The sequence below is a fragment of the Cellulomonas fimi genome, assembly GCF_028527925.1.
GTDB lineage: Bacteria > Actinomycetota > Actinomycetes > Actinomycetales > Cellulomonadaceae > Cellulomonas > Cellulomonas fimi_C.
Window position 1 is genome coordinate 1 of record NZ_JAPESW010000054.1, and the last position, 24,166, is coordinate 24,166.

Consider the following 24,166-nt stretch of genomic DNA (forward strand, 5'->3'; position numbering starts at 1 on the left):
CCGAACCCGGAAGCTAAGCCCTTCAGCGCCGATGGTACTGCACTCGCCAGGGTGTGGGAGAGTAGGACGCCGCCGGACACCATTCAGAAAGAGCCACCCCAGCGATGGGGTGGCTCTTTCTGTTTCCGGCGATGTTGTCGGCCGTTCTTCCCCGAGCCGGGTCCGCTTGGCCGTGGCGTATTGGTCGCGCGTCGGTGCGTCCTGTCACTGCGGTCAGCTGCTCCGCGCGTGACGGCGGCGTCCGGTCCTGGGCGTCCCGGACGGCGCTGGGAGGTACGGCCGGCCGCGAGGCCGTGGGCGTCATGACGCCGAGGGGAGACGGCACCCTCCGGGATGAGACCATGGTGCGGTCGTTTGCGACGAGGAGAGAGCCACACATGAACAGCGATCACCGGTCCACTCAGCCCGAGCGTCGAGGGCCGTCAGGTGAAGGTCAGCCGACCTCGAGGAGCGGGCGGTCCGGTTCGACGTCCGGTGGGTCCGGCGACCGTAGGTCCGGTGGCTATCGAGCGTCGTCGGGGGGCTCGAGCTCCTCGTCCGGGGGCCGCGACCGTGGCGAGGGCTACCGGCCGGCGCGTGGCTCGTCCTGGGCCGACAGCCAGTCCGGCGGCGGTCCTCGCGGCGGTGGGCGATCGGGTCCGCGGTCCTTCGACGAGCGACCCGACCGGTCGGGGGGTTTCGCCGGCGGTGGTGCGCGCAGCTCTGCCCCCCGAGGGCAGGGACGCGGCGACGCCACGGGGACCGGGTCCCAGCGGCCGGGTCGGACTGGTGCCGGTGAGGGCCCGCGGGGTGGGTACTCGACCGGTGGGTCGCGCGGTGGCGACACACGCGACCGTTCGCGCGGTGAGTACTCCGGTGGTTCTCGCGATTCTCGCGGGGCCTCCGCCGAGGGCTCGCGACGCGCGTCGTCTGGCGAGGGTTCGCGCGGTGGGTTCTCCGGCGAGCGCTCGCGCGCAGGCTCCTCCGGTGGAGGGTCGCGCGGTGGGTTCTCCGGTGGAGGGTCGCGGGGTGGGTTCTCCGGTGGAGGGCTGCGCGGCGAGTACTCGGGCGGCGCCCCGCGCGGTGGCGACGGAGGTGGTTCCGCGCGGCGGGACGACTCGCGGCGCGGTCCGAGCGGTGGTCGGCCGCAGCAGCGCGATGGAGGCCGGGCGGGCTACCCGCGCGACGGCGGTTCGCGTGGTGGGTCCAGCGAGCAGCGCACCGGCCGATACGCGCCGGGTTCCGAGCGCGGCGGCTGGCGTGAGCGGGGCGAGGCCGGGCCGGATCGCCGTCCGTACGGACGTGCCGACGGTGGGACGTCCGGAGGTGCGCGCCCGGCGGTTGACCGGTCGGGTGGTCGGGTCGGTGGCGGCGGTCAGGGTCGTCCGCGCGTCGCCGGTGAGCGCCCGGGGGATCGGGCAGGTCGCGGCGCGGGCCCGACCGGTGGTGAGGCCGGCCGGAGCGGTGACCGCTCGTTCGAGCGCCGGTTCGAGCGACCGACCGAGCCGCGCGGCGAGCGTCCCGGACGGAGCGGTGACCGGGCGTGGAGCGGTCGGGACGGCTCGAGTGCGGGGGCCTCGCCGTCGGAGCGACGTTCGTCGTCCGGGCCGCGGTCCGCAGCGCCCGGAGCGCGAGACCGCGGGCGGCCGTCGTTCGGTGGTCGCGGCGACTCCTCGGTCGCCTCGGGTGATCGCTCTCGCGGGTACTCGGGTGATCGGGCCGGTGCGTTCTCGGGCGAGCGTGCCGGTGGTCGGAGCGGTGAGCGCTCGGCCGGACGCACGGGTGGCGCGTGGTCGCGGGACAGTGGTCCTCGGCACGGCGATGCCGGCCGCGGCGGTGGTTCGCGGCGCCCCGGAGGATCGCCGCGCGGTCAGGACGACGTGCGTGGTGACGAGCAGCGGGCGACGCGGCCGCCGCAGGACGAGCGTGTGCCGGCACCGCCCGTGCCGGACGACGTGGTCTTCGGCGACCTCGACCGGTCGGTGCGCGCGCGGCTGCGGTCGCTGACCAAGGACAACGCGGAGCGCGTCGGCCGGCACCTGGTGGTCGTCGGGCAGCTGCTCGACACTGACCCGGAGCTCGCGTACGAGCACGCGCAGGCCGCCGTGCGGCGTGCCGGGCGGATCGACGTCGTGCGGGAGGCTGCGGGGCTCGCGGCGTACCGGACCGGGCGGTTCGCGGAGGCGCTGCGCGAGCTGCGCACCGTGCGTCGTCTGAACGGCTCGTCCGAGCACCTGCCGATCATGGCGGACTGCGAGCGTGGGCTCGGGCGGCCGGAGCGGGCGATCGCCCTGGCCAACGAGCCGGAGGCGGAGACGCTGGACGCCGACGGTCGCATCGAGCTCGCGATCGTCGTGTCCGGTGCTCGACTTGACCTCGGTCAGTCGGAGGCGGCCGTCGCGGTGCTGTCGAGCCCGGCGGTGCAGCAGGCGACCGGTGTGCTGGCCGTCCGTGTGGCACAGGCACGGGCCACGGCGCTCGAGGCCGCGGGTCGGGCCGACGAGGCTGCGGCGCTGCTGGCGCGGTACTCGGCCGCCGAGCTCGCCGAGGCCGCGGGGGAGGTCGACGAGGAGGTCGTCGTCTTCGACCTGGACGACGTGGACGACGCGGAGGACGACGGTGCAGGGTCGGACGCCGACAGTCCGGCGGCAGACGAGGCTGGTGCAGCCCTCGACCCGGCCCACGACCTGGACGACGCTGATGACGAGCTCGCCGGCGGCGACGGGCTCGGCGGCGTAGACGAGGTCGGCGACGAGCTCAGCGGGGACGACGGGCTCGCCGGGGACGACGAGCTCGGGCGAGCCGACGACGCCGACGCGGCGGGTGCCGGGCGTGAGCGTGCCGACGTGGTCGACGCGGAGGGCGACGGGCGCGGGCGGGTCGACGGCGACGTCGACCAGCCGGGCGACGTCGAGCAGCCGGGTGACGTCGAGAAGCCGGGCGACGTCGGGCAGCCGGGTGGCGCCGACGGGTCGGGGGGCGCCGGCGCGGACGACCCGGCGGGTGGTGACGTCGACGGGTCCGACGGTGCGCCCGATGCCGGCGTCGTGGATCGCGACGGCGTGACGCGTGACGAGGAGGAGGGCGCGTGAGCGGGGGGCTCATCGGGTCGGACGTGCCGCTCGCGGACCGGTTCGACCTCGCGCTCGTCGACCTCGACGGCGTCGCGTACCGCGGGCACGAGCCCATCGACGGGGCGGCGGAGGGGCTGACGTCGGCGCGTGCCCGCGGGATGCGGCTCGTCTTCGTCACGAACAACGCGTCCCGCGAGCCCGAGTCGGTCGCCGACCAGCTCACCGAGCTCGGCATCCCGACCCGGTCCGGCGAGGTCATGACGGCTGCCCAGGCGGCGGCACAGCTCCTGCGCACCCGGCTTGAGCCCGGCGCGAAGGTGCTGGTCGTCGGCGGGGCCGGCCTCGTCACCGCCGTGCGGTCCGCCGGGTTCGTGGTCGTGGAGTCGGCGGACGACGACCCGGCCGCGGTCGCACAGGGCTTCGCGCCCGACGTCGGCTGGGCGCAGCTCGCGGAGGCGGCGTACGCGGTCGAGCGCGGTGCGTGGCACGTCGCGTCGAACCTCGACCTCAGCCTGCCGACCGCACGGGGGTTCGCACCCGGCAACGGCTCGCTCGTGGGTGCGGTGCGCAACGCGACGGGCGTCGTCCCGGACAGTGCGGGCAAGCCGTCGCCGACCATGTACCGGATGGCGGTCGACCGGGCGGGGGCGCGCGAGACGCTCGTCATCGGCGACCGGCTCGACACCGACCTCGCGGGGGCCCGGGCGGGTGGCTACGTCGGGCTGCACGTGCTGACCGGTGTGAGCACCGCGCGCGACGACGTCCTCGCGGCGCCGACCGAGCGGCCGCACCTCATCGGCGCCGACCTGCTGACCCTCCTCGAGCCGCACCCGGTGCCGCGTCAGGACGGCGACGGGTGGTGGGTGTGCGGGGACGTCGCGGCCCGGGTCGTCGACGGTGCGCTGGACCTGGGACGGACGGCGCCCGGGTCGCCCGCCGCCCAGCTCGACCTGGTGCGGGCGGCGTGCGCCGCCGCGTGGGACGCCGTGGACGGCGGAGGCACGCTCGACGCAGCGACGGTGCCCGACCTGCAGGTCGACGCCCCCGAGCGCTGAGGCCGCGTCTCGGCGTCGGGCCCGGGCGCCTGGCGGTGCGCGGGTCCACCCATGGCGTCGGCGGCCTGCATCGCGGCCAAGTGAGGGCCGCTGTCGCCGGGCTTGGCTGATCGGGAGGCGGCCGTCCTGAGGAACGTGGCCTCGCGGCGGGCGTCCTGAGGAGCGTGGGCGGGCGGCGCGGGTCACGCTGGTCGTGGCTGTCGTGGCTGTCGTGGCTGTCGTGGCTGTCGTGGCTGTCGTGGCTGTCGTGGCTGTCGTGGCTGTCGTGGCTGTCGTGGCTGCCGTGGGCGGCCGGCGCTGACGTGGCAGTGGCGGCTCTCGAGGTGCGCTCGGGTCGGAGTTCCGTGCCTGTGGGTGCGTCGGGACGCGCTGTGGGCCTCGCCAGGTACCGTGGGCGCGGTCGCGGAGCAGGGCGTGACCGTCGGGACCGTCAGCGTGCGGCGGTCGGAACGCACGAGGAGGTACACCGGTGAGCGAGACGTCCGCGGTCGGGTCGTACGACGGCCCGACGACGGGGGACGCCCAGGTCGACGAGGCGCTCACGCGTCTCGCCGGGCTCGACGCCGCCCCGGTGCGTGACCACGTCGCCGTCTTCGAGGCCGTGCACGGTGCGCTCCAGGACCGCCTGGCGGACGCGGAGGGCTGAGAGGTCGTGACGGCACGTCTCGACAGCGAGCTCGTCCGGCGCGGGCTGGCGCGGTCGCGCGCGCAGGCGGGAGAGCTCGTCGCGTCCGGACGCGTGTCCGTCGGCGGGCGCGCGGTGCGGCGTCCGTCGGCGCAGGTGTCCGAGGCCGATGCGGTGCACGTCGCGGCCGATCCCTCGGACCCGGGCTACGCGTCGCGCGCCGCGCACAAGCTCGCCGGTGTCCTGGACGCGCTCGGTGCGGACGGTCCGCGGGTCGACGGTGCGCTGTGCCTCGACGCGGGGGCCAGCACGGGCGGGTTCACCGACGTGCTGCTCCGTCGCGGCGCACGCCGGGTCGTCGCCGTCGACGTCGGGCACGACCAGCTCGTCACGACGCTGCGGGACGACCCACGCGTCGAGGTGCGGGAGGGCGTCAACGTGCGCTCGCTCGCCGCGGGCGACGTCGTGCCGGCGCCGGACGTCGTGGTCGCGGACCTGTCCTTCATCTCGCTCGGGCTCGTGCTGCCGGCGCTCGCGAGCGTCGCCGCCCCCGGTGCGGACCTCGTCGTGCTGGTGAAGCCGCAGTTCGAGGTGGGGCGCGAGCGGCTGGGGTCGGGTGGCGTCGTGCGTGACGCGGCGCTGCGGGCGCAGGCGGTGCGCGACGTCGCGGGCGCCGCGCAGCGTGCGGGGCTCGCGGTGCGGGCGGTCGCGCGCAGCGTCCTGCCCGGGCCGAGCGGCAACGTCGAGTACTTCCTGTGGCTGGTCGTCGGTGACGCGCCGGACCAGCCGCACGGCGTCACGCTGGGGCAGGCGGTCGTGGACGTGGTCGAGGGCGGGATCGAGCTGCGTCGCGTGCGCGCGGCGCTCGGAGGTGAGGCGTGACCAGACGAGCGCTCGTCGTGACGCACGGCGGTCGGGAGGAGGCGGTCGCGGCGACCCAGGAGGCCGTCCGTGAGCTGGAGGCCGCCGGTGTCGAGCCGGTGCTCGCGCCCGACGACTGCACTCCCGACGACCTGCCGTCGTTCGAGCTCGCGATCGTGCTGGGCGGCGACGGGACGATCCTGCGGGCCGCCGAGCTCACGCGCGGCACGGACGTGCCCGTCCTGGGGGTGAACCTCGGGCACGTCGGCTTCCTCGCGGAGGCCGAGCGGGACGACGTCGGCGAGGCGGTGCGCCGGCTGACGGCGGGCGACTTCGAGGTCGAGGAGCGCGGGACGCTCGACGTGCGCGTGCTCCACCCGGACGGGACGGTGGGCTCGGGCTGGGCGCTCAACGAGTGCGCGATCGAGAAGGCCGACCGGTCGCGCATGCTCGAGGTGATGCTCGAGGTCGACGGGCACCCGCTGTCGTCGTTCGGCTGCGACGGCGTCGTCGCGTCGACCGCGACCGGGTCGACCGCGCACGCCTTCTCGGCGGGCGGTCCGGTGGTGTGGCCGGACGTCGACGGCATGATCCTCGTGCCGATCTCGGCGCACGCGCTGTTCGCACGGCCGCTCGTCGTCGGACCGCGCAGCCGCCTCGCGGTCGAGGTGCTCGAGCGGTCGTCGGCGCGCGGCCTCGTGACGTGCGACGGCCGTCGGCAGCTCGACGTGCCGCGCGGTGCCCGCGTCGAGATCACGCGCAGCGACGTGCCCGTGCGGCTCGCACGTCTCACCCTGGCGCCGTTCACGACGCGGCTGGTGCACAAGTTCGGGCTCCCCGTGAGCGGCTGGCGCGGCCGGCCCGCGGGCGGTGGCCCGGCCAGGACGGGGGAGTGACGTGATCGAGGAGATCCGGATCGACAACCTGGGCGTCATCACGCGGGCCCACGTCGAGCTCGGGCCCGGCCTCACGGTGCTGACCGGCGAGACGGGCGCGGGCAAGACGATGGTCCTCACCGCGCTGTCCCTGCTGCTCGGCGGCAAGGCGGACCCGGCGACCGTGCGTCGCGGTGCGCCGTCGGCCGCGGTCGAGGGGCGGGTGCTGCTCCCGGCCGACGCCCCGGCGGTCGCGCGCGCGGCCGAGGCGGGGGCGGAGCTCGACGACGACGGCAGCCTGCTGCTGGTGCGGACGGTCGGTGCCGGGACCGACGGCGTCGCCGGCCGGTCGCGCGCCTACGTCGGGGGCCGGTCGGTGCCGCAGGCCGTCCTCGCGGACCTCGCCGAGGCGCTCGTCACGGTGCACGGGCAGGCCGACCAGGCGCGCCTGCGCTCGCCCGCGCACCAGCGTGAGGCGCTCGACGCGTTCGTCGGCGAGGCGCACCGCGACACGCTCGCGCGGTACCGCGCGGCCTGGGCGGAACGTGCCCGGGTGGTCGACGAGCTCGACGACCTGGTCGGGCGCACGCAGGAGCGCGCGCGGGAGGCGGAGCTGCTGCGCCTCGGGCTCGCGGAGGTCGAGCGGGTCGACCCGCAGCCGGGCGAGGACGTGGCGCTCGCCGAGGAGTCGGACCGCCTGTCGCACGCGGAGGACCTGCGGGCGGCCGCGTCGGGGGCGCACGAGGCGCTCGCGGGCGAGGCGGACACGTCGGGTGACGCGCTCGCGGCGACCGAGGTGGTCGACCGCGCCAGGCGCCTGCTCGAGCAGGCCGGCGGGCACGACCAGGCCCTGGCCGCGCTGGCGACACGCGTCGCGGAGGCGGGGTACCTGCTCGCCGACGTGGCCGCCGAGCTGTCGTCGTACCTGGAGGACCTCCAGGCGGACCCGCTACGGCTCGAGGCCGTCCAGCAGCGCCGCGCCGCGCTCGCGCAGCTCACCCGCAGCTACGGCTCCGACGTGGCGCAGGTGCTCGCCTGGGCGGAGGACGCCGGGCGACGCCTCCTCGACCTCGACGGCGGCGACCAGCGGCTCGACGACCTGCGGGCCCGCGTGCACGAGCTCGACGAGGAGGTCGCCGCGCTCGCCGCCGACCTCACGAAGGGCCGGACGGAGGCCGCGAGCCGGCTGGCGGCGGCCGTGTCCGCGGAGCTGTCGGGGCTCGCGATGGCCGGTGCCGAGCTGCAGGTGGCCGTCGAGCCCGCCGAGCCCGGGCCGTACGGCGCGGACCGCGTCGAGATGCTGCTCGTCCCGCACGCCGGTGCGCCCGCGCGTCCGCTGGGCAAGGGCGCGTCCGGCGGTGAGCTGTCGCGCGTCATGCTCGCGATCGAGGTCACGCTCGCGACGGCCCCCGACTCGGGCGCGGCGCGACCCGGCACGTTCGTCTTCGACGAGGTCGACGCGGGTGTCGGCGGGCGCGCGGCGATCGAGGTCGGGCGCCGGCTCGCGGACGTCGCGCGGTCCGCCCAGGTGCTCGTCGTCACGCACCTCGCGCAGGTCGCCGCGTTCGCCGACCGGCACCTGGTCGTCACCAAGTCGACGGCCGACGGCGTGGACGTCGTCACCGAGTCGGATGTGCGTCTGGTCACAGACGAGGCACGTGTGCGCGAGCTCGCCCGCATGCTGTCCGGCCAGGACGACTCCGAGGCGGCGCGCACGCACGCAGCCGAGCTCCTGGAGCTCTCGACCGTGGGACGATGAGGGACGATGAGAGCTTCCCTGCGCAGACGGACCCCCGCGCCCGAGGCCGGCGTCATCGCCGGTCCGGCCCGGGTCGACCCTCGGACCAAGGCCCTCACCAAGCGCCTGCGGCCGGGTGACGTCGCCGTCATCGACCACCTCGACCTCGACCGGGTCTCCGCCGAGGCGCTCGTCGCGTGCCAGCCGGCGGCGGTCCTCAACGCCGCACGCTCGACGTCGGGCCGGTACCCGAACCTCGGGCCCGAGATCCTCGTGTCCGCCGGTGTGCCGCTGGTCGACGACCTCGGCGCGGACGTCATGGCGCTCCCCGAGGGGCACCAGCTGCGCGTCGTCGACGGCTGCGTCTACGACGGCGAGACGCTCGTCGCCGAGGGCGTCGAGCAGACGCCGCAGACCGTCGCGGCGACCATGGAGGAGGCCCGCGCCGGGCTGTCCGTCCAGCTCGAGTCGTTCGCCGCGAACACCATGGACTACCTGCGGCGCGAGCGCGAGCTGCTGCTCGACGGCGTGGGCGTCCCGGACATCGACACCGAGATCGACGGCCGCCAGGTCCTCATCGTGGTGCGCGGCTACCACTACAAGGAGGACCTGGTCACCCTCCGCCCGTACATCCGCGAGTACCGGCCCGTGCTCATCGGGGTCGACGGCGGTGCCGACGCGATCCTCGACGCCGGCTGGAAGCCGGACATGATCGTCGGCGACATGGACTCCGTCTCCGACCGCGCGCTCACGTGCGGTGCCGAGGTCGTCGTGCACGCCTACCGCGACGGTCGCGCGCCCGGTCTCGCGCGCGTCGAGCAGCTCGGCGTGCGGCACGTCGTCTTCCCCGCGACGGGGACGAGCGAGGACGTCGCGATGCTGCTCGCCGACGACAAGGGCGCCGAGCTGATCGTCGCGGTCGGCACGCACGCGACGCTCGTCGAGTTCCTCGACAAGGGCCGGTCGGGCATGGCGAGCACGTTCCTCACGCGCCTGCGCGTGGGCGGCAAGCTCGTCGACGCCAAGGGCGTGTCCCGCCTCTACAAGCACCGGATCTCGAACCTGCAGGTCGCGCTGCTCATCCTCGCGGGCCTCTTCGCGCTCGGCGTCGCGCTCGCGTCCACGGCGGCGGGGCAGACGCTGCTCGGCCTGCTCGGCGCGCGCATCGACGACGTCACGTCCTGGATCGGCTCGCTGTTCGGAGGGTCGTCGTGACGCTCCGGCGCGTCCACGTCCCGCCCGCGCCGCGACCCGTGACCCTCCCCGCCCCGCTCGCCCGCCGCCTCGCGGCCGCGGCGACGCCTGCCGCCGCCCCCGACGGAGATGCCGCACCGTGATCGACTTCCGCTACCACATCGTCTCGCTGATCTCCGTGTTCCTGGCGCTCGCGGTCGGCATCGCGCTCGGCGCCGGGCCGCTCAAGGAGACCATCGGCGACACGCTCACGGGCCAGGTGCAGCAGCTGCGCACCGAGAAGGACGAGCTCCGCGCGCAGCTCGACAGCGCGTCGGACGACCTCGGCCACGCCGTCACGTACATCGACGCCGCCGGGCCGCGCCTGCTCGAGGGGTCGCTGACCGACCGTCGCGTCGCGGTCGTCGCGCTCGGCGAGGTCGACGAGTCCGTGCGGACGGCGGTCGACGAGCGGTTCGCCCAGGCCGGTGCGACGGTGACGGCGCACGTCACGCTGAACGACGCCTGGACCGACGCCGGCCTCGACTCGTTCCGGCAGGCGCTCGGCGGACAGCTCGTGCAGTACCTGTCGCCCGCCCCGGCGGACGGTGCGGGCGTGCAGGAGGAGCTCGCGGCCGCGCTCGTCCAGGGCCTCGTCGCCGCGGACCCCGCGGCGCCCGACACGCTCGCGTCCGACTCGGCGTTCCTGCTGGAGCTGCTGTCGGGGGGCGACTACCCGCTCGTCACGCTGCAGGACCCCGTCGAGGTGCCCGCGGACGCGATCGTCGTGCTGGCGGCGTCGCAGCGGGCGGACGACGACACCGCGTCCGCCGAGCCTGACCAGGCCGAGCAGGAGCAGGCCGCATGGCTCGCCGTGCTCACGGCCGCGCAGGAGCGGTCGGAGGGCGCCGTGCTCGCCGACGGCCCGCGCGGTGACGGCAGCCTGACGGACGCGATCCTCGCGGACGACGAGCTCGCCGGCGCGCTGACCACCGTCTCCGACGCGCAGCTCGTGACCGGTCAGGTCTCGACGCCGCTCGCGCTCGCGGTGCGGATCTCCGGCGACAACGGGCACTACGGCTTCGGTGACGGGGAGACGCCGCTGCCCGACGCCGTGGCCCTGCCGCCGGTCGACCGCACGCCCGCGACCGCGGACGCGGGCGCCGGCACCGAGGGGACGCAGGGGTGAGCGTGCTGCGACGCGCCGCCGCGGCCGTCGTCGCGGGCGGCGTCACGGCGGTCGTCCGGGGGGTGCTCGACATGAGCCCGCCCGGCGGCGCCGCGCGGTGGACTCGCACCAACCACCGGGGCGAGCCCGTGAGCATGCTCGAGGGCCCCGCCGTCGCCGCGGGCCTGCTCGCGGGCGGGCTCGTCGGGGCGCCGTCGGCGCGCGCCGCGGTCGCGCTCACGGTGGCGACCGGTGCCGGCGCCGCGTTCGGCGTGATCGACGACCTCACCGAGGACACCGAGGTCCGGCGCAAGGGCCTGCGCGGTCACCTCGGCGCGCTGTCCCGCGGCGAGCTCACGACCGGCGGCCTCAAGGTGCTGGGGATCGGCGCGGCGTCGCTCGTCGCCGCGGCGGTCGCGACGCCGGTGCGGGACGCGGCCGGCGGTCGTCGCTCCGCAGCCGGCTGGGTCACCGACGTCGCCGTGTCGGGCGCCCTCGTGGCGGCCAGCGCGAACCTCCTCAACCTGCTGGACCTGCGACCCGGCCGGGCGCTCAAGGCGGCGTCGCTCGTCGCGGCGCCGCTCGCCCTCGCGGGCGGCGCGGGGGCCGGTGCCGCGGCGGGTGTGCTCGGCACGGCCGGCGCCGCGGGGGAGCAGGATCTCGCCGAGCACGACATGCTCGGCGACGGAGGCGCGAACGCCCTGGGCGCGACGCTCGGCACGGCTCTCGTGCTCGCCGCACCGCGTCGCGTGCGGTGGGCGGCGCTCGGCGTCGTGACGGCCCTGACGCTCGCGAGCGAGAAGGTGAGCTTCACGCAGGTCATCGAGCGCACACCCGTGCTGCGCGAGATCGACGCCTGGGGCCGGCGGCCGGCGGTCACGGTCCCGGCGCCCACCGCGCCCGACGACGTGCCCGACGCCGAGCCGACGGACGGCCCCGGTCGGCCGGGCACCGCGCCCGGCGCCGGGTCGTCGGACGACGGCTCGCGCGGGACGGGCGGGGGCACGGCGCCAGCGACCGGACCGGCGTGAGCCCGACCGCTCGCCGGGTCCTCGGCGGGCTCGGCGGTGCCGCGGCGATGATCGCCGCGATCACCGTGCTGAGCCGCGTGCTCGGGTTCGGTCGCTACCTCGTGCAGGCGAGCGCCTTCGGCGTCGGCGCGATCGGCAGCACCTACAACTCGGCGAACCTGCTCCCGAACGTGCTGTTCGAGGCCGCCGCCGGCGGTGCGCTCGCGGGTGCGCTCGTGCCGCTCCTGGCACTGCCGGTCGCGAAGAACCTGCGTGCGGACGTCGACGCGGTCGCGTCGGCCGCGCTCGGGTGGACGCTCGCCGTCCTGGTGCCGCTGGGTGCGCTGCTCGCCGCGCTCGCGGGTCCGATCGCCGCCGTCTGGCCGAACCTCCCCGACGCGCAGCGCGAGCTGCTGCGGTACTTCGTCACGGTCTTCGCGGTGCAGGTGCCGCTCTACGGCGTCGCGGTCCTCCTGTACGCCGTGCTGCAGGCCCACAAGCGGTTCTTCTGGCCGGCGTTCGCCCCGGTCATGTCGTCCGTGGTCGTCATCGCCGTGTACGCGACGTACGGGCACCTCGCGGGCGGCGAGCGCAACGACCCTGCGGCCGCGGGCGACGCGGCGCTCACGGTGCTCGCCTGGGGCACGACCGCCGGCGTGGCGGTCATGGCGCTGCCGATGTTCTGGCCCGTGCACCGCCTGGGCGTGCGGCTGCGTCCGACGCTGCGGTTCCCCGCGGGCGTCGCCCGGCCCTTCGCCGCGCTCGCGTTCGCGGGGGTCGGGTCGCTCGTGGCGCAGCAGCTCACCACGCTCGTCGTCATGCTCGTGTCGTCGTGGCGCGGCGGCGACGGGACGTTCTCGCTCTTCGTCTGGTCGCAGCAGGTCTACCTGCTGCCGTACGCGGTGCTCGTCGTGCCGCTCGCGACGTCGACGTTCCCGCGGCTCGCCGCGCGTGCGGCCGAGAAGCGGCTCACGGAGTACGCGTCGATGGCGTCCGCGACCACGCGCGCGGTCGTCGCCGCCGCGGGCGTCGGCGCGGCGGCCGTCACCGCCGCCGCACCCGCGGTCGCCGACGTCTTCGGCGTCATCGGTCAGGACCGGGCGGGCATCGCGGCGATGGCGCCGACGATCACGCTCATGATGCCGGGGCTCGTCGGGTTCGCCGTCCTGTTCCACGTCTCGCGCGCCCTCTACGCGCTCGAACGCGGCCGAGCCGCCGTGACCGCGAACGTGGTCGGGTGGGCCACCGCCGCCGTCGGGTCGGTCGTGCTCGCCGTCGTGCTCGTGCCGGAGGGCAAGGACCTCGCCCGCACGCTCGCCGCCGTCGCCGTCGCGGGCAGCGTCGGGATGCTCGTCGGCGGCACCGCGGCGGTCGTCGCCCTCGCACGAGCCGCCGGTCGGCCCGCCGTCGCCGGCCTCGCGCGCACGCTGGCCGTCGTCGTCGTCGCCGGTGTCGTCGCGGCGCTCGCCGGGCGCTGGGTGGTCGACACCGTCACCTCGCTCGTGGGGCACGACGCGTGGGCGGCCGTGGGCGCCGCCGCGGGAGGCGCCGTGGTCGCGCTCGTGGTGCTCGGCGGAGCGCTCGCCGTCCTCGACCGCCGCACGCTCACCGACGTGGCGCGCGTCGAGCGCACGCCCGTCCCCGCCGCGGCCGCCGCGCCGACGGTCCCGGATCCCGCCGACTGAGACTCGCCCGCGTGGCGGGACTCACCCCGCGCGCCTGACCAGACCGACCGCCGCGTCGGGTAGATTGGAAGCCCGTGACAGAGCGCGCGCATCGACTCTCCGGGCGGTCGGACTCCACGACCCGGCACATCTTCGTCACCGGGGGCGTCGCCTCCTCCCTCGGCAAGGGTCTGACGGCTTCGAGCCTCGGCCGCCTCCTCCGCTCCCGCGGCCTCCGGGTCACGATGCAGAAGCTCGACCCGTACCTCAACGTCGACCCCGGGACGATGAACCCGTTCCAGCACGGCGAGGTCTTCGTGACCGAGGACGGCGCCGAGACGGACCTCGACGTCGGACACTACGAGCGGTTCCTCGACGTCGACCTCGTCGGCTCCGCCAACGTGACGACCGGCCAGGTCTACTCGCAGGTCATCGCCAAGGAGCGGCGCGGCGAGTACCTCGGCGACACCGTGCAGGTCATCCCGCACATCACCGACGAGATCAAGAACCGCATGCGGTCGCAGGCGAGCGACGACGTCGACGTCATCATCACGGAGATCGGCGGCACCGTCGGCGACATCGAGTCGCTGCCGTTCCTCGAGGCCGCGCGCCAGGTGCGCCACGACCTCGGCCGCTCCAACGTCTTCTTCCTGCACGTCTCGCTGCTGCCGTACATCGGCCCGTCGGGCGAGCTCAAGACGAAGCCGACGCAGCACTCGGTCGCCGCGCTGCGCAGCATCGGCATCCAGCCCGACGCCATCGTCCTGCGGGCGGACCGCGACGTGCCCGAGGGCACCAAGCGCAAGATCGCGCTGTTCTGCGACGTCGACGTCGAGGGCGTCGTCACGGCGAAGGACGCGCCGAGCATCTACGACATCCCGCGCGTGCTGCACTCGGAGGGGCTCGACGCGTACGTCGTGCAGCGCCTCGGCCTGCCGTTCCGCGACGTCGACTGGTCCGGGTGGGACGAGCTGCTGCACCGCGTGCACCAGCCCGCGCACCAGGTCGAGGTCGCACTCGTCGGCAAGTACATCGACCTGCCCGACGCCTACCTGTCCGTCACCGAGGCGCTGCGCGCCGGTGGGTTCCACCACGACGCGCGCGTCGTGATCCGCTGGGTCCGGTCCGACGACTGCCAGACGCCCGAGGGTGCGCGCCTCGCGCTCGAGGGTGTCGACGCGGTGCTCGTGCCCGGCGGGTTCGGCGTGCGCGGCATCGAGGGCAAGCTCGGCGCGCTGCGCTGGGCGCGCGAGAACCGGGTGCCGACGCTCGGCATCTGCCTGGGCCTGCAGTGCATGGTCATCGAGTACTCGCGCAACGTGCTTGGACTCGAGGGCGCGTCGTCGTCCGAGTTCGACGAGAACCCCGCGCACCCGGTGATCGCGACGATGGCCGAGCAGCTCGCGATCGTCGGCGGCGGCGGCGACCTGGGCGGCACGATGCGGCTCGGCGCGTACGAGGCCCGGCTCACGCCGGGTTCGGTCGTCGCGGAGGCGTACGGCAGCGAGACGGTGTCCGAGCGGCACCGGCACCGCTACGAGGTGAACAACGCGTACCGCGACAAGCTCGAGGACGCCGGGTTCGTCATCTCCGGCGTCTCGCCCGACACGTCGTTGGTCGAGTTCGTCGAGCTCCCGCGCGAGACGCACCCGTACTTCGTCGCGACGCAGGCGCACCCCGAGTTCAAGTCGCGGCCGACGCGCGCGCACCCGCTCTTCGCGGGGCTCGTCGGCGCGGCCCTCGAGCAGCGCACCGACGAGGCCTGATGACGGGCTCGACGGGTCCCGTCGAGGACCGGCACGCCCCGCGGCCGGTCGTCTCGCACGAGGTCATCCACCACGGCAAGGTCTGGGACCTCGCGGGTGACGTCGTCGACCTCGGGGACAGCCAGGTGCTGCGCGAGTACGTCGACCACCCCGGCGCGGTCGCCGTCATCGCGCTCGACGACGAGGACCGGGTGCTGCTGCTGTCGCAGTACCGGCACCCGGTGCGGCACGAGCTGTGGGAGCCGCCGGCCGGTCTGCTCGACGTCGAGGGCGAGGACCTCGTCGTCGCCGCGGCGCGCGAGCTCGCGGAGGAGGCCGACCTCGTCGCCGGCTCGTGGTGGCGGCTGACGGAGTTCTTCTCCTCCCCGGGCGGGTCCGACGAGCGCATCGTCGTGTTCCTCGCGCGGGACCTGTCACCCGTGCCGGACGCCGACCGCTACGAGCGGGTCGACGAGGAGGCGACGATGGTGCCCGTGTGGGTCCCGCTCGACGAGGCCGTGGACGCGGTGCTCGCGGGCCGGCTGCACAGCCCGACGACCGTCTCCGGCGTGCTGGCAGCCGCGGCTGCCCGCGCCCGGAACTGGTCGACGCTCGTCGAGGCGTCACCCGCCTGACGCACGGCCAGCCCGACGTGCCTCCGGCGTGACGCACGACCCCGCCCGACGGGCGGTCGGCGTGACGCACGCGCGGCCTGACGCACGACGCGGCGCCGCCCTGGACCTCACGGCCCGGGGCGGCGCCGCGTCGTTCCCGTCAGCGGCTCGCCGACCGGCGGTACTGCAGGTTGGCGAGCGGGATGAACACGAGCAGGAAGATGCCCGCCCAGATGAGCGTGTAGAGCTCGGCGTGCTGCAGCGGCCACGAGTCGGGCGCCGGGACCTGCGGCGGGATGTTGCCGAACAGCTCGCGCGACGCCTGGGTCACCGCGGAGACCGGGTTCCACTCGGCGAACGTCTGCAACGGGGCGGGCAGCGTGTCCAGGGGCACGAACGTGTTGGCGACGAACGTCAGCGGGAAGATGACGATGAACGTCGCGTTGTTGAACACCTCCACGCTCGGGACGAGCATGCCGAGCCACGCCATCACCCACGAGATCGCGTAGGCGAACACCAGGAGCAGCAGGAACCCGAGGGCCGCCTCCGCGACCGAGCTGTGGATGCCCCAGCCCACGAGCAGCCCGGTGAGGCTCATGACGACGAGCACGAGGACGTTGTTCACGACGTCCGACAGCGTGCGGCCCGTGAGCACGGCGGACGGTGCCATGGGCAGCGAGCGGAAGCGGTCGATGATGCCCTTCTTGATGTCCTCCGCGAGGCCGGCGCCCGTGATGGTGGCGCCGAAGATCACCGTCTGGGCGAAGATCCCCGCCATGAGGAACTCGCGGTACGCGCTCGGGTCCGCGCCGCCGGGGACGGCGATCGCCCCGCCGAACACGTACGCGAACAGCAGGACGAACATGATGGGCGACAGCGTGGTGAAGACGAGCAGGTCGGGGACCCGCTTGATCTTGATGATGTTCCGCTTCGCGACGACGTAGGCGTCGGAGAGCACGATCGGGGTGGCCATCACTCGCCTCCGGAGGTCGGTCGCAGACCGGTCGTGACCCCGGCAGGCGGTTCCTCGTCGGACGGTCGGCCGTCGCCGTCCTCCTCGGCCGGTCGGCCGGTGAGCGAGAGGAACACGTCGTCGAGGGTCGGGCGCCGCAGGCCCACGTCGTCGAGCGTGACGCCCGCGTCGCCGAGCACCCGCAGGGACTCGGTCAGGGCGCTCGGCCCGCCGTCGACGGGCATGAGCAGCGACCGTCGACCGTGGTCCACCGTCGCCGCGCCGACGCCGAGCGGCTCGAGGAGACGACGTGCGTCGTCGAGCCGCGCCGGGTCCCGCACGGTGAGCTCGAGGCGCTCGCCGCCCACCTGCAGCTTGAGCTGGTCGGACGTACCCTGCGCGATGATGCGTCCGTGGTCGATGACCACGATCTCGTCCGCGAGCAGGTCGGCCTCCTCCAGGTACTGCGTCGTGAGCAGCAGCGTCGTGCCGCCCTCGACGAGGTTCTGGATGACCTCCCACATGTCGGCCCGGCCCCGCGGGTCGAGGCCCGTCGTCGGCTCGTCGAGGAAGATCACGGGCGGGTCGGCCACGAGTGCGCCCGCCAGGTCGAGGCGTCGCCGCATGCCGCCCGAGTACGTCTTGGAGGGGCGGTCGGCCGCCTCCTCCAGCCGGAACGCCGCGAGCAGCTCGCGAGCCCGGGCCTGCGACCTCTTCGCACCGAGGTGGTAGAGCCGCCCGATCATGTCGAGGTTCTCGAACCCCGTGAGGTACTCGTCGACCGCGGCGTACTGGCCGGACAGGCCGATGCGGCGACGCACCTCGCGGGGGTGGGTCCGCACGTCCACGCCCGCGACCGTCGCCGAGCCCGCGTCGGGGTGCAGCAGCGTCGTGAGGATGCGGACGATGGTGGTCTTGCCCGCCCCGTTGGGGCCGAGCAGACCGAGCACCGAGCCGGTCGGCACGGTGAGGTCGACGCCGTCGAGCGCCGTGACGTCCTTGTACCGCTTCACCAGGCCGGTGGCGGTGATCGCGTCGGTCATGGCACAGCAGCGTAGGGACCACCGCCCACATTCGTCCCGGCTTATCCCGTTCGTGCCGAGGCGCCGGCGACCGCCGGTGCGCGGGACGCGCGTCGGCGACCACCGCCCGTGCCGACGTCCGACCAGGTCACGCCGCGCGTACCGCGGTCGTGGCGCGGTCGGCGATCACGCCTGCGGACCTAGAGTGGTCCGGTGCCCGCAGTCGTCGCCTCCGTGCTGGGCCCCGTGCTCGTGGCCGCCGGCGACCGTTCCGTCTCGCCGGGCGGGCCGCGCGCCCGCGCGCTCGTGGTCGCCCTCGCGCTCGCCGACGGTGCGACCGTGCCGTGGCGCGCGCTCGCGGACGAGCTGTGGCCCGACGACCCGCCCGCCGACCCCCGCGGTGCGCTCCAGACCGTCGTGTCGCGCACGCGCGCCGCGGCGAGCGCGCAGGTCGTCGAGTCGCAGGACGGTGGGTACCGGCTCGGCGGGACGTCGGACCTGTCGGTCGTCCGGCGGGCGTCCGCCGACGCCCGCGTGCTGCTCGCGCGTGACCCCCGGGCGGCGCTCGCGGCGGTGCGCGAGGCGACGTCGCTGTGGCGTGGCACGGCGGGGCCGGACGTCGCGGACGCCGCGCTGGGCCTCGCGGACGCGCTCGCCGACGCGGCCCGCTCCGCGCGGGACGCGCTCGCGGCCGTCGAGGTGGAGGCGCTGCTCGCGCTCGGCCGGCCCGAGGAGGCGCTCGACCTCGCCGCCACGGCGGCCGGCTCCGCGCCGGCCGACGAGGACGCACAGCTGCGTCTCATGCGCGTCCAGGCCGCGGCGGGCCGCACCACCGACGCGCTGCGCACGTTCGCGCGGCTCCGCGACGTCCTGGCCGACGAGCTCGGCGCCGACCCGCGGGCCGACCTGGTCGCCCTCAACGAGCAGCTGCTCGCCGGGGCCGTGGACGCGTCGCTCGGGACGTCGGCGGCCGTGCCGCCGCCGGCGGGGGACGGCGGGAGGAGCTCGTCGCGACGCGTGCCCGCGCGGCACCCGGTGGGTCTGCGCGCGCCGCGGCACGCGCTGCTGGGACGCGCCGACGACCTCGCGGCGGTCGACGCAGCCTGGGCGGACGCCCGCCTCGTCACCGTGCTCGGCACGGGCGGCCTCGGCAAGACGACCCTCGCGCAGGAGGTGGGCCGGCGTGCCCAGGACGACGCGTGGGTCGTCGTCGTCGAGCTCGCGGGCGTGCGCTCCGACGTCGACGTCGAGACCGCGATCGCCTCGGCGCTCGGCCTCGCGCACGGGGCACGCAGCGCGCGGCTCGGTGACCGGCTCCCGCCGACGCCCGACGCCACCGGCCGGATCGCCGAGCGGCTGGGGGAGGTCCCCACCCTGCTCGTGCTCGACAACTGCGAGCACGTCGTCGCCGGGGCCGCCCAGTGCGCGGACGCGCTGCTCGCCGCCGTGCCGGGCCTGCGGGTCCTCACGACGAGCCGCACGCCGCTCCTCGTCGCGGGGGAGCGCGTGCACCCGCTCGCGCCGCTGCCGGTCGACGGCGGTCACGGCGCCGCCGTCGAGCTGTTCCGCGAACGCGCGCGCGCCGCCCGGCCGGGGGTCGCGCTGCCGGTCGACGTCGTGGCGCGCATCGCGACGCGGCTCGACGGGCTGCCGCTCGCGATCGAGCTCGCCGCTGCGCGGGTGCGCACCATGACGGTCGAGGAGGTCGAGCGTCGCCTCGTCGCCCGGTTCGCGCTGCTGCGGTCGGGGGACCGTCTCGCGCCTGACCGGCACCGCACGCTCGAGGCGGTCATCGACTGGAGCTGGCACCTGCTGGACGACGACCAGCAGCGCGTGCTGCGACGCCTGTCCCTGCTGCCCGACGGGTTCGACCTCGACGCGGCCGCGACGCTCGGCCGGCTGGCGACCGCGACGGCCGTCACCGACGACGGAGTCGGCACCGACGACGACTGGGACGTGCTCGACGCGCTCGACGGCCTCGTGCTCCAGTCCCTGTGCAGCGTCGTGGAGGACCGCGGCGAGGGCGACGACGAGCCGGTCGTCCGGTACCGCATGCTGGAGACGGTCCGCGAGTTCGGCCAGCTGCGCCTCACCGAGGCGGGCGAGCACGACGCCGCCCTGGACGCGATGCTCGCGTGGGCCCTCGCGTTCGCCGCCCGCTGGTCCCCCGCGCTCGTCGACGGCGACCAGCCCGCGGCCATGCGCGCGCTGCGCCGCGAGCAGGACAACCTGCTGCTGGCGTTCCGCACGGCGCTCGACCGTGGCCTGTCGGGCGAGGCCTACACGCTGTACGTCGCTCTCACGGGGTACTGGAGCCTGCGAGGTGCGCACGAGCAGGTCTTCGGTCTCGGCCTCGACCTGCTCGCGGGCACGCACGGGTGGCGGGTCGAGCCGCGGCACGCCGACGCGACGGCGCTCGCGCTCACCGAGCTCGCCGCGATGGGCATCTTCGGGGACGCCGGGAGCACGGCTCGCGCGCTCGCGCGCCTGCGGCTCGTCGTGCGCGAGCTCGGGTCGCAGCTGGGTCCCCGGACGCGTGCGTTCGCGGGGCTCGCGCTCGCGGGGTCGGTCGCCGGGATGGCGCGCGAGCTCGCGGACCTCCGGCGGTCGACCGACACGTACCTCGCGATGATGGGCCACATGCTGTCGGCGCAGCTCGCGGAGAACTCGGGCCGGCTCGAGGTCGCACGTCGGTGGATCGAGGAGGCGTACGTGCTCGGCGTCGCCCGGGGTGACGTCTGGGCGGAGGCGAACAACGCGTCGTTCCTCGCCCAGCTCGCGGCCGAGGAAGGGCTCGCCCAGGAGGCGCTGCGGTGGGTGTCGGTGGCGCGCACCGGGATGGGCCGCCTGGTCGCCGAGGAGGAGCTGCACCAGGTCGCCTGGCTCGAGCTCGCCGCGTCGGTGGGGGCCGGGGACCTGGCGACGGCCCGCGACCGGTGCGACGCGCTCGCCGAGGTCGCCGCGTCGGGCCGCACGGGCCGCACCACCTGGCAGTCGTCCGAGCTCGCGGCCCTCGAGCAGGCCGGACGCGGCGAGATCGCGGCCGCCGAGGGTGACGTCGGCGCCGCGCTCGACCACCTGCGCACCGCGTACGACGCGTTCGGGCCCGACGGCGGCGGAGAGCGGACGTCGCCGTGGTTCATCATGATCACGGTCGGCTGGATCGCCCGCCTCGTGCTCGCACCGGAAGCCGCCCGCGAGGGTCGGCCCGCTCCGAGCGCCCCGGCACCCGCCCTCGCGCGGCACGTGCACGAGTGGCAGCTCGTGCGCGCGGCCGACGCGGTCGACCACCCCGTCCTCGGCACGGCGGCCGTCGGTCTCGGCACGGCCGCGTGGGCGGTCGTGGACGGCGGCAGCCGGGTCGACGACGGGCTCGAGCTCTTCTTCCTTGCCGAGCTGCTGGGCTCGCGCCAGGACCTGCCGATGCTGCACCGGGCGCCGCTCGAGGCGCGGGCTCGGGAGCTGCTGGGGTCGGACCGCGTGGATGCGGCACGTGCGCGGGCGCGGGCCGTCGGCCGTCGACACGCCGCGGCGCGGGCGCTGGCCCTCGTCGACGCCCTCTGGCGCTGACGGGCGCGCACGCACGACGGACGCCCCGGGGAGCGGTTCCCGGGGCGTCCGTCGTCCTGCGCTCAGGCCTTGCGCATGTACGCCCTGACCGCGAGCGGCGCGAAGACCGCGACCACGACCGCGGAGCCCAGCAGAGCAAGACCGACCTCGTGCGTCACAGTCGCCGTGTTGGCGAGCTCGCGCACGGCCGTGACGAGGTGCGACACGGGGTTGGCCTCGGCGAACACCTGGAGCGGGCGCGGCATCGTCGACGGGTCGACGAAGGCGTTCGAGAGGAACGTCAGCGGGAAGAGCACCAGGAACGAGATGCCCTGCACCGACGACGCGGTGCGGCCGACGACGCCGAAGAACGCGAAGATCCAGCTGAGCGACCACGAGCACAGGATGACGAGCAGGCCCGCGAGCACGACGCCGCCGATCCCACCGCCGGGCCGGTAGCCCATGACGTAGCCCATCGTGAACGTCAGGGTCGTCGCGATGAGGTACCGGACCGCGTCCGCGACGAGCGCGCCGGCGAGCGGTGCGACGCGCGCGATCGGCAGCGACTTGAAGCGGTCGAACACGCCCTTGTCCATGTCCTCACGGAGCTGGACCCCGGTGACGACCGAGGTCGTCAGGACCGTCTGGACGAGGATGCCCGGGATGATGATCGGCAGGTAGTCGCGCACGCTGCCGGAGATCGCCCCGCCGAAGATGTACGTGAACATGAGCGTGAAGATGATCGGCTGCAGGGTCACGTCGAACAGCTGCTCGGGCGTGCGGCGGACCTTGAGCAGCCCGCGCCACGCCATGGTGAGCGACTGCTTGACCGCGACGGGCCACGACACGGTGTGCGCGAGGTCGGCCGGGACGCGGGTGGTGGGGGACAGGGTCGTGGCGCTCATGCGTTCACCGTCGTTCCTGCGGCGTCGGCCGCGTGCTCGGGCGCGGAGGAGTCCGCGTCGTCGGACGCCTCGGCCGGGTGGCCGGTGAGCGTGAGGAAGACCTCGTCGAGCGAGGGCTTCTGCATGGACAGCTCGTCGACGGCGAGACCGCGCTCGCGCAGCAGCACGAGCAGGTCGGTCACTGCGGCGGGGTCGTCCAGCGGGAGCGTCAGGCGCGCCGCCTCGGGGGAGACGGTCGGCTCGACGCGGAACCGGTCGCGGATCGTCGCCGCGGCCGCGAGCACCTGGCCCGGGTCGGCGAGGCGCAGCTGCAGCGACTGGGTGCCGACGGCCGACTTGAGCTCGTCGGCGGTGCCCTCGGCGACGACGCGGCCACGGTCGATGACCGCGATGCGGTCGGCGAGCTGGTCGGCCTCGTCGAGGTACTGCGTCGTGAGCAGCACGGTCGAGCCGGTCGCGACGAGCTCGCGGATCGTGTCCCACATCTGCGCGCGGGTCCGCGGGTCGAGGCCCGTGGTCGGCTCGTCGAGGAAGATGAGCGGCGGCTGCGCGATGAGGCTCGCCGCGAGGTCGAGGCGGCGCCGCATGCCGCCGGAGAAGTTGCGCAGCGGCTTGTTCGCGGCCTCCGTGAGGCCGAACCGCTCCAGCAGGTCGGCCGACTTGGTGCGGGCGGCGGAACGGGACAGGCCGTGCAGGCGCGAGAAGAGCACGAGGTTCTCGGTCGCGCTCAGGGTCTCGTCGACCGACGCGTACTGGCCGGTCACGCCGATGAGCTGGCGCACGACGTGCGGCTCACGGGCCACGTCGCGCCCGAACACGCGGGCGGTGCCGGCGTCGGGGCGCAGGAGCGTGGCGAGCATGCGGATCGTCGTCGTCTTGCCCGCACCGTTCGGTCCCAGCACGCCGTAGACGGTGCCGGTCCGGACGGTGAGGTCGACGCCGTCGACGGCGCGCTGCTCGCCGAACGTCTTGACGAGGCCCTCGGCCTCGATGGCCCAGGTGTGATGGGTCATGGTGTCCTCCCTGGTCGTTGTCGTGACCAGGGTGGGCGGACCCCGCTGTCAGCCCGCTGTCAGCGCGTCGCGCGGGCCGTCGGGCCGCTGTCGGGCCGCTGTCGGTCCGCTGTCAGACCGCCGTCAGCGGTGCCGCCGCAGGGGCCCCGGCGCCCGGGACGACGGGCGCCGGTCCGCGCGTGCGGAGCGTGCCGCAGAACGACACGACGCCCGCGGCGAGCAGTGCCGCCCCCACCATGTGCAGGTTGACCAGCGCGATCGGGAGACCCGTGAAGAGCTGGACGTACCCGATCAGCCCTTGCCCGAGCGTCACGCCGAGCAGCACGAGGCCGACTGTGCGCGGCCGACCGCCGACGTGCGACCGCAGGACCCGCCACAGCATGACGGCGAGCACCGCGACGAAGAGCCAGACCGACGCCGCGTGCACGCGTGCCATCGCGTAGGGGTCGACCGCGAACCGGTAGCCGACCTCCTCGTCGCCCGAGTGCGGCCCGGCGCCGGTGACGACGACCCCCAGCACGAGCACGACGACGGTGAGCGCGGCGAGCAGCCAGCGCAGGCCGTACGTCGTGCGGTCGACCAGAGGCTCGGGTCGTGCGTCGCCCTCGGCGGACCGCACGAGCAGCCACGTCGACGCGGCGATGAGCGCCATCGAGATGAGCAGGTGACCGCCGACGATCGCGGGGTGCAGGTCGACGAGCACGGTGATGCCGCCGACGACGGCCTGCACCGCGACGCCGGCGAGCGGCGCGAGGCCGAGCCAGCGGTACGCGGCGGAGCGGCTGCGGTCGGAGAAGACGAGCAGCGCGACGACGATCGCGAGGATGCCGAGCACGCCGGTGATGGTCCGGTTGCCGAACTCGATGAACGGGTGGATCGAGGTCGCCTCGTGGAACCGGGGCGTGAACTCGCCGGGCTCGCACTGCGGCCAGGTCGAGCAGCCGAGCCCCGACCCGGTGAGCCGCACGGCGCCGCCGGTGCCGACGATGACGATCTGCCCGACGAGGTTCGCGACGATCGCGGGCGGCGTCATCGTGCCTGCGAGCAGCCTGCCCGGCCCGCTCGAGCACATCGCGCTGCTGCTGCCGTCGGGCGCGCTCGGCGAGGCGATGCGCGAGACGCGGCTGCACGGCGTGCTGCCCCC

Annotated in this window: 18 protein-coding genes and 1 rRNA gene; 14 read left to right on the forward strand and 5 right to left on the reverse strand. The window is 75.3% G+C overall.

Annotated elements, in window-relative coordinates; all coding sequences use genetic code 11:
• From rrf to OMK64_RS17530, 13 genes are all read left to right on the forward strand, one after another.
• Nucleotides 1–78: ribosomal RNA gene (gene rrf, locus OMK64_RS21280) — 5S ribosomal RNA — on the forward strand; the annotation flags it as partial.
• A 1,829-nt stretch (nucleotides 79–1,907) separates the two neighbouring features.
• Entirely contained in the window at nucleotides 1,908–3,071 is a 1,164-nt protein-coding gene (locus OMK64_RS17475) for a tetratricopeptide repeat protein (protein WP_272729636.1), read from the forward strand.
• Entirely contained in the window at nucleotides 3,068–4,108 is a 1,041-nt protein-coding gene (locus OMK64_RS17480) for an HAD-IIA family hydrolase (RefSeq protein ID WP_272729637.1), read from the forward strand. The genes OMK64_RS17475 and OMK64_RS17480 overlap by 4 nt, the downstream gene beginning before the upstream one ends.
• 469 nt (nucleotides 4,109–4,577) lie before the next feature.
• Nucleotides 4,578–4,754: a hypothetical protein gene (locus OMK64_RS17485; protein WP_272729638.1), complete on the forward strand. Its 177-nt coding sequence runs from the start codon at nucleotides 4,578–4,580 to the stop codon at nucleotides 4,752–4,754.
• 6 nt (nucleotides 4,755–4,760) lie between these two features.
• Entirely contained in the window at nucleotides 4,761–5,615 is an 855-nt protein-coding gene (locus OMK64_RS17490) for a TlyA family RNA methyltransferase (RefSeq protein WP_272729639.1), read from the forward strand.
• Nucleotides 5,612–6,490: an NAD kinase gene (locus OMK64_RS17495; RefSeq protein WP_272729640.1), complete on the forward strand. Its 879-nt coding sequence runs from the start codon at nucleotides 5,612–5,614 to the stop codon at nucleotides 6,488–6,490. Before OMK64_RS17490 ends, OMK64_RS17495 begins: the two co-directional genes overlap by 4 nt.
• A gap of 1 nt (nucleotide 6,491) precedes the next feature.
• Nucleotides 6,492–8,228: a DNA repair protein RecN gene (gene recN / locus OMK64_RS17500; RefSeq protein ID WP_272729641.1), complete on the forward strand. Its 1,737-nt coding sequence runs from the start codon at nucleotides 6,492–6,494 to the stop codon at nucleotides 8,226–8,228.
• 6 nt (nucleotides 8,229–8,234) lie between these two features.
• On the forward strand, nucleotides 8,235–9,422 hold the full coding sequence (gene steA, locus OMK64_RS17505) for a putative cytokinetic ring protein SteA (protein WP_124344518.1): 1,188 nt from the start codon (nucleotides 8,235–8,237) through the stop codon (nucleotides 9,420–9,422).
• A gap of 118 nt (nucleotides 9,423–9,540) precedes the next feature.
• Nucleotides 9,541–10,569 (forward strand): copper transporter, encoded by a 1,029-nt coding sequence (locus OMK64_RS17510; protein ID WP_272729642.1) that lies wholly within the window; start codon nucleotides 9,541–9,543, stop codon nucleotides 10,567–10,569.
• A complete protein-coding gene (locus OMK64_RS17515) occupies nucleotides 10,566–11,579 on the forward strand; it encodes a hypothetical protein (protein WP_272729643.1) in 1,014 nt (337 codons plus the stop codon). Before OMK64_RS17510 ends, OMK64_RS17515 begins: the two co-directional genes overlap by 4 nt.
• Nucleotides 11,576–13,243, forward strand: a complete 1,668-nt coding sequence (gene murJ, locus OMK64_RS17520) for a murein biosynthesis integral membrane protein MurJ (RefSeq protein WP_272729644.1) — start codon at nucleotides 11,576–11,578, stop codon at nucleotides 13,241–13,243. Before OMK64_RS17515 ends, murJ begins: the two co-directional genes overlap by 4 nt.
• 74 nt (nucleotides 13,244–13,317) lie before the next feature.
• Complete coding sequence (gene pyrG, locus OMK64_RS17525; protein WP_272729645.1) at nucleotides 13,318–14,988, forward strand: CTP synthase; 1,671 nt, start codon at nucleotides 13,318–13,320, stop codon at nucleotides 14,986–14,988.
• Nucleotides 14,988–15,602 (forward strand): NUDIX domain-containing protein, encoded by a 615-nt coding sequence (locus OMK64_RS17530; protein WP_272729646.1) that lies wholly within the window; start codon nucleotides 14,988–14,990, stop codon nucleotides 15,600–15,602. Before pyrG ends, OMK64_RS17530 begins: the two co-directional genes overlap by 1 nt.
• Nucleotides 15,603–15,741: 139 nt before the next feature.
• Here the strand turns inward: OMK64_RS17530 and OMK64_RS17535 are convergent, their stop codons facing one another.
• Complete coding sequence (locus OMK64_RS17535) at nucleotides 15,742–16,554, reverse strand: ABC transporter permease (protein ID WP_272729647.1); 813 nt, start codon at nucleotides 16,552–16,554, stop codon at nucleotides 15,742–15,744.
• Nucleotides 16,554–17,576 (reverse strand): efflux ABC transporter ATPase subunit, DrrA-related, encoded by a 1,023-nt coding sequence (locus OMK64_RS17540; RefSeq protein ID WP_272729648.1) that lies wholly within the window; start codon nucleotides 17,574–17,576, stop codon nucleotides 16,554–16,556. The genes OMK64_RS17535 and OMK64_RS17540 overlap by 1 nt, the downstream gene beginning before the upstream one ends.
• A 192-nt stretch (nucleotides 17,577–17,768) precedes the next feature.
• On the opposite strand from OMK64_RS17540, the gene OMK64_RS17545 reads away from it, so the two are divergent.
• A complete protein-coding gene (locus OMK64_RS17545; RefSeq protein ID WP_272729649.1) occupies nucleotides 17,769–21,125 on the forward strand; it encodes an ATP-binding protein in 3,357 nt (1,118 codons plus the stop codon).
• A 62-nt stretch (nucleotides 21,126–21,187) separates the two neighbouring features.
• Here the strand turns inward: OMK64_RS17545 and OMK64_RS17550 are convergent, their stop codons facing one another.
• The 3 genes from OMK64_RS17550 to OMK64_RS17560 all read right to left on the reverse strand — a co-directional run bounded on the left by OMK64_RS17550 (nucleotide 21,188) and on the right by OMK64_RS17560 (nucleotide 24,055).
• Nucleotides 21,188–22,009, reverse strand: a complete 822-nt coding sequence (locus OMK64_RS17550) for an ABC transporter permease (RefSeq protein WP_272729650.1) — start codon at nucleotides 22,007–22,009, stop codon at nucleotides 21,188–21,190.
• Nucleotides 22,006–23,022, reverse strand: a complete 1,017-nt coding sequence (locus OMK64_RS17555) for an efflux ABC transporter ATPase subunit, DrrA-related (RefSeq protein WP_272729651.1) — start codon at nucleotides 23,020–23,022, stop codon at nucleotides 22,006–22,008. Before OMK64_RS17555 ends, OMK64_RS17550 begins: the two co-directional genes overlap by 4 nt.
• Before the next feature lie 112 nt (nucleotides 23,023–23,134).
• A complete protein-coding gene (locus tag OMK64_RS17560) occupies nucleotides 23,135–24,055 on the reverse strand; it encodes a COX15/CtaA family protein (RefSeq protein WP_272729652.1) in 921 nt (306 codons plus the stop codon).
• Nucleotides 24,056–24,166 lie beyond the last annotated feature (111 nt).